Genomic DNA, 5551 nt, shown 5'->3' with positions numbered 1-5551 from the left:
ACCTCCAATACTATCTTTGCCCTGCTGAAGAATAGTTACTAAACGTAACTTAAAATTGAAATTATACTTCTGATTTTTTCTCATAAAAATGCCCCAAATAAGTGTCTAACTTTTTGGGGCATGTCCAATTTCCAAGCCTTTATTACTATTAGAATAATCCGATTTGACCATCATCGCTAATCTGAATGTCATCAGGATTCGTGATTTCTAGCCCTATTGAGTTATCCTTGTTTTCTTCAAGATTTTCTATCTCTTTTTCCTCCTTAGGTGGATTTGTAAAATCTATTTCTTCTGTAATGGATTTCACTGTTTGCACATTATGGAAAGATAAACGATTTCCTTGCGCTTTTATTTTCTTGACCTCGATCAATTCATTTAATGGTTGATCAATAGTTTCTTCAAGTTGGGATTTGCCTTTAAGTTGTTTAATCTTGACAAGAGGGTTAGGGTTATTAGTCAATAAAACTAATTTTGACCCCGGCTCATCGTTAATAATGGATACGCGTTTTCCTACTTGAATGTCATCGAAAACAAAGCGTTTGACATAGTAAGCCCCAGATTTACCATCTTGGTGTATTGCGGTATAAATATGTTCTGGGTAATGTTTTTCGATACGTGTCATTTTTTCATCGAAGTGATTACTTAAATCGAAATTTGAAAGTTCGTAAGTTCCATCTTGAAAAATCATAAGGATTTTGTCATCACCATCGAATTCGCCTAAGTATGTACCTCTTTCGTCAGCATTTAGTCTCTTTAATATAGTGTCATACCATATTTTACGGCCTGCTAAAGTAGAAATTCCCGCACTTTTGAATGTTATTTTTTTGACAGGATATTTGGAAACCAAATTACCCATGGATCCTTTACCTTTGATCACAATTTCTGCGAAATCTAAATCAAAAGTTAGTTTACGTAGTTTTGTGTGAGGTTTTAGTTGTACGTTTACGATCTCCGCTTCGCCGTTAGGGTTAGCCGTAAAGTATAAAATTTTCGAACCTTTTGTTTCTTTAGTAACATCATAATCTTTTTCACGTGTAACAGCTGTTACGGCAAAACGTTTTACATAAGTGTTCCCATTTACTCCATCGCGATATACGGCATTATATATTGTGCGTTCGTCGCCTTTTTTGAATACGGCCACATGAATAATGTCTTTTCCAACAAAGACTTTATCCTGAACTTTTACCACACTATATTTACCATCTTCTCTGAATACGATAATATCGTCTATATCTGAACAATCTGTGACGAATTCATCTTTTTTGATTCCTGTACCAATAAATCCTTCAGCGCGATTGACGTAGAGCTTAGCATTAGCTAGAGCAACTTGTGCAGCTTCTACTTTGTCAAATACACGTAGTTCTGTTTTACGTTCACGACCTTTTGCGTATTTGTTGCGCAGGTATTCAAACCATTCAATAGCATATTCCGTCAGGTGCTTCAGATTTTTCTTTACCTCTTTGATTTCGTCATTTAGAGCTTTCATTTGATCATCCGATTTTTTCACATCAAATCGTGTAATGCTACTCATCGGCTTATCAATAAGCTTTTTGTAATCTTCCGGAAGAATTTCTCTGTAAAATTGATCGAAGAATGGCGCGAATAATTTATTTAATACCTGTACTACAGTATCAAAATCTCCTGCATTTTCGTAATCAGAATGCTTATACATGCCTTCTTGAATGAAAATTTTCAACAAAGAATTAAAAAATATCTTTTCTTGAAGCTCATTCAGACGAATCTCTAATTCGCGTTTTAAAAGTTCTTTTGTTTGTAATGTGTTTTCTGTTAGGATATCATTCACACTCATAAAGTGTGGCTTTTCTTCCTTGATTACACAAGTATTGGGAGAAATAGAAGATTCACAAGAAGTGAATGCATATAATGCATCAATGGTCATATCTGGTGAAATGCCAGGCGCAAGATGTATCATTATTTCTACGTCTTTTGCCGTATTATCTTCAATTTTTTTAATTTTTATTTTTCCCTTATCATTAGCAGAAACAATACTTTCGATCAAACTACCAGTAGTAGTTCCAAAAGGAATTTCGGTGATGGCTAATGTTTTTTTATCACGTTCTTCAATTTTGGCACGCACACGTATTTTTCCTCCACGTTGACCTTCGTTGTAGTTTGAAACATCAGCGAAACCACCTGTAGGAAAATCTGGAAAAATATTTGGTCTTTCGCCATTCAAAACTTGAATAGAACCATCTATCAGTTCGATAAAATTGTGTGGCATGATCTTGGTCGCCAATCCAACAGCAATACCTTCAGCACCCTGTGCTAGTAACAATGGGAATTTTACGGGTAATGTAATCGGTTCTTTGTTACGACCATCATAACTCTGCTGCCAAGTCGTAGTATCCGGATTAAAGACAACATCATTTGCAAATTTGGATAATCGCCCTTCAATATATCGAGAAGCTGCTGCTGAATCGCCTGTGACTGGATCTCCCCAGTTACCTTGACAATCAATTAACAAATCTTTTTGACCTAACTGTACAATAGCGTCACCAATCGAAGCATCACCATGTGGGTGATATTGCATAGTATGTCCTACTACGTTCGCAATTTTATTGAACCGACCATCATCTTTTTCTTTAAAAGAGTGCAAGATTCTACGTTGAACGGGTTTAAAACCATCATTGATATGTGGTACTGCACGGTCTAATATTACATAGGAAGCATAGTCCAAAAACCAGTTTTCATACAGTCCTGATAAGGGAATTGTATTACTAGCATGGTCGTTTTCAGGCGATAGATTATTTTCTTGATTGTTGTCTTCTGGATTATTCGTTTCGTCAATCATCTATTTTTTATTTGATTGTATTACGGATTCAAGTTTTTGAATTGGGTAAAAATACAAATTTCTATCAAAAGGGGGATACACTAAAATGATATAAAAATTTATGGCTATTTGTTTTTATTTAGCTAAAAAGTTTGAAATTGATACTATTAATATTTTGTTTCATCATATTTTGACAGCATTTATTGCAGGATTTTTATTCGGGCATATGATTAATTCTATTATGCTATGTACTGTGTTGACCTAATGTGGTATATTGGTTTTCAATAAAATCAAGAGCAACGACCTGCTGTATCAGAACTTAGGTCAAAATTGGGGGATTGGAATAAAATTTTGGTCAAAGAATCAACTTTATTTAGTGAAGTCTGTTTTTTGAATACGTACAGCATTTAAGATTGCTATTAATGATACTCCCACATCGGCAAAAACAGCTTCCCACATAGTCGCTAATCCGCCCGCTCCCAAAATAAGAACGATGGCTTTTACGACGAAAGCTAACGTTATGTTTTGCCAAACGATACTTTTTGTTTTTTTTCCAATGCGGATTGCAATAGGTATTTTGGATGGTTTGTCATCTTGAATAACGACATCTGCAGTTTCAATCGTGGCATCTGAACCCAATCCACCCATTGCAATACCTACATCACTTAATGCTACTACTGGAGCATCATTTACGCCATCACCGACAAAAGCCACAGATTCATTATTTTGTTTGATTTGCTTTACCTGATTTACTTTGTCCTCTGGTAATAGATTGCCATGATAATTTTTTATTCCTAATTGATTTGCCACATGAGCTACCACAGTGTCTTTATCTCCACTTAACATTGTCGTGTTGACTTGGAGGTTGTTTAGTTCATTTATGGTTTTTTGAGCATCTTCTTTGATTTGATCCGCAATAGTGATGTAGCCAATATATTTTTTATCATAGGCTATGGCTAAGGTGGTATATACAATATCTTTAGGGTTGGTGTCGTAATTAATTCCAAATTTATCTAATAACTTGAAATTTCCTACTAAAATTTCTTTGTCCTGAATAATTGAGCGAAGTCCATGACCAGGTATTTCTTCAGTGCTTTCTAAAATAATAGTTGAATCAACATTTCCAACGTAGTCATGTATTGCTGTGGCAATAGGGTGTGTACTTTGACTTTCTACAGCATTGACTAATTGCAGAATGTTGGTATCGATATCGTTTTTAAAGTTGACTTCTTGTACTTTAAAGACGCCTTCTGTCATCGTTCCTGTTTTATCCATGACGATGTGTTGTATATTAGCAAGTGCATCCAAGAAATTAGAGCCCTTAAATAAAATGCCATTTTTACTAGCAGCTCCTATGCCTCCGAAATATCCCAAAGGTATAGAAATGACTAAAGCGCATGGACAAGAAATTACAAGAAAAACTAATGCTCTGTACAACCAGTCGTTAAATACATAATTGTCTATAAATATTGCAGGAACTAAGCATATACAAACAGCTAGTATAACTACGATAGGGGTGTAAATCTTAGCGAATTTTCGAATAAATAGTTCTGTTGGTGCTTTTTGAGAAGTTGCATTTTGTACCAATTCTAAAATTTTACTCAATTTACTATCCTCGTAAGCCGTTGTTACGCGCACTTGTGCTACAGTATTTAGGTTTATCATTCCTGCAAGTACTGATTCGCTTGTGCGCTTGGTATCAGGCTTGCTTTCTCCGGTTAGGGCAGCAGTGTTAAATGTAGCTGATGCCGAAATTAACTCACCATCTAGCCCAAGCTTTTCACCGGGTTTGAGTTGAATAATATCTCCAATGTTGGCTTTAGAGGCAGGTATTACTTTGGGGAGTCCTTCTTGGAGGATGGTCACTTCATCAGGACGTTGGTCTAATAAGGATTGTATATTTCTTTTAGCTCTAGATACCGCCATTGTTTGGAAAACTTCACCTACAGCATAAAACAGCATAACAGCAACTGCTTCTGGATATTCTTTGATGAAAAATGCACCAACTGTTGCAATAGTCATCAATAAAAACTCTGAAAAAATATCACCTTTTGTAATGCTTACTAAAGCTTCTTTGATCACTGGAAAACCTACAAAAGCGTAAGCTACTAAATACCATATAAATCGAATAATGCCTGTAAACCATTCTTGTGTTAACCAATTATCAAATGTAATAGCAGTAAGTAATAAAATTAGTGATAAAAGGGAAGGTAGGAATAATTTGAAGGTGCTGCTATTAGGATCCAGACTGTGGTCGTGCCCGTCTTCTTCATTATGTGAATGATTATGAGCTTTGTTAGTAATGTTAATAGTATTTGCCTTTTCAGATAAGGAGCAACATTGTTCTTCCGAGTCTGTATGTATTTTGTGTTCTGACATATAACGAATATGACTAATGTTCAAATGAGGGCGTAGAAATTATCTATACTAAAATACACAAATAACATAGTATAATCCATAAAGTTTTTGTAGTGTTGGTTTATAAATTTTCTTTTAGAAATTTCTGTTCTTCGGGGCCTAACGGTTTCAAGACGTTTAATTCAATAAATAGATTCTATTGTTGGTTTAGGGTTTAAAAGGGTGATGATTACCCTTTGTTAAGTTAGATTTTGGATGGTGTTTTTTAATTAAAAGAGGCTGTCTAAAAAGGTCTGTTAATTAAAGAGCCCCGTCATTAAAAAATAATGGCGGGGCTTATGTTTTTTGTCCTCAATTTTTTGTAAATTGAGGTGCACCCAAAAAACGATATGAAAGTACAAT

Annotated in this window: 2 protein-coding genes; both read right to left on the bottom strand. The window is 35.0% G+C overall.

What is annotated here, in order from left to right:
* Positions 1-148: 148 nt before the first annotated feature.
* Positions 149-2812, bottom strand: coding sequence for a DNA gyrase/topoisomerase IV subunit A (locus tag IPZ78_RS16980; protein ID WP_225555175.1), 2664 nt, complete (start codon positions 2810-2812; stop codon positions 149-151).
* 348 nt (positions 2813-3160) lie between these two features.
* Positions 3161-5170, bottom strand: a complete 2010-nt coding sequence (locus IPZ78_RS16975; protein ID WP_225555174.1) for a heavy metal translocating P-type ATPase — start codon at positions 5168-5170, stop codon at positions 3161-3163.
* Positions 5171-5551: the final 381 nt, after the last annotated feature.

The sequence above is a fragment of the Sphingobacterium bovistauri genome, from assembly GCF_020295405.1.
In the GTDB taxonomy this organism is placed as follows: Bacteria; Bacteroidota; Bacteroidia; order Sphingobacteriales; family Sphingobacteriaceae; genus Sphingobacterium; species Sphingobacterium bovistauri.
This window is presented reverse-complemented; position numbering and strand designations above follow the sequence as displayed.

Coding starts and splice junctions, on each gene's coding strand:
- IPZ78_RS16980 (WP_225555175.1), bottom strand. CDS start 2,812: ATGATTGACGAAACGAATAATCCAGAAGACAACAATCAAGAAAATAAT.
- IPZ78_RS16975 (WP_225555174.1), bottom strand. CDS start 5,170: ATGTCAGAACACAAAATACATACAGACTCGGAAGAACAATGTTGCTCC.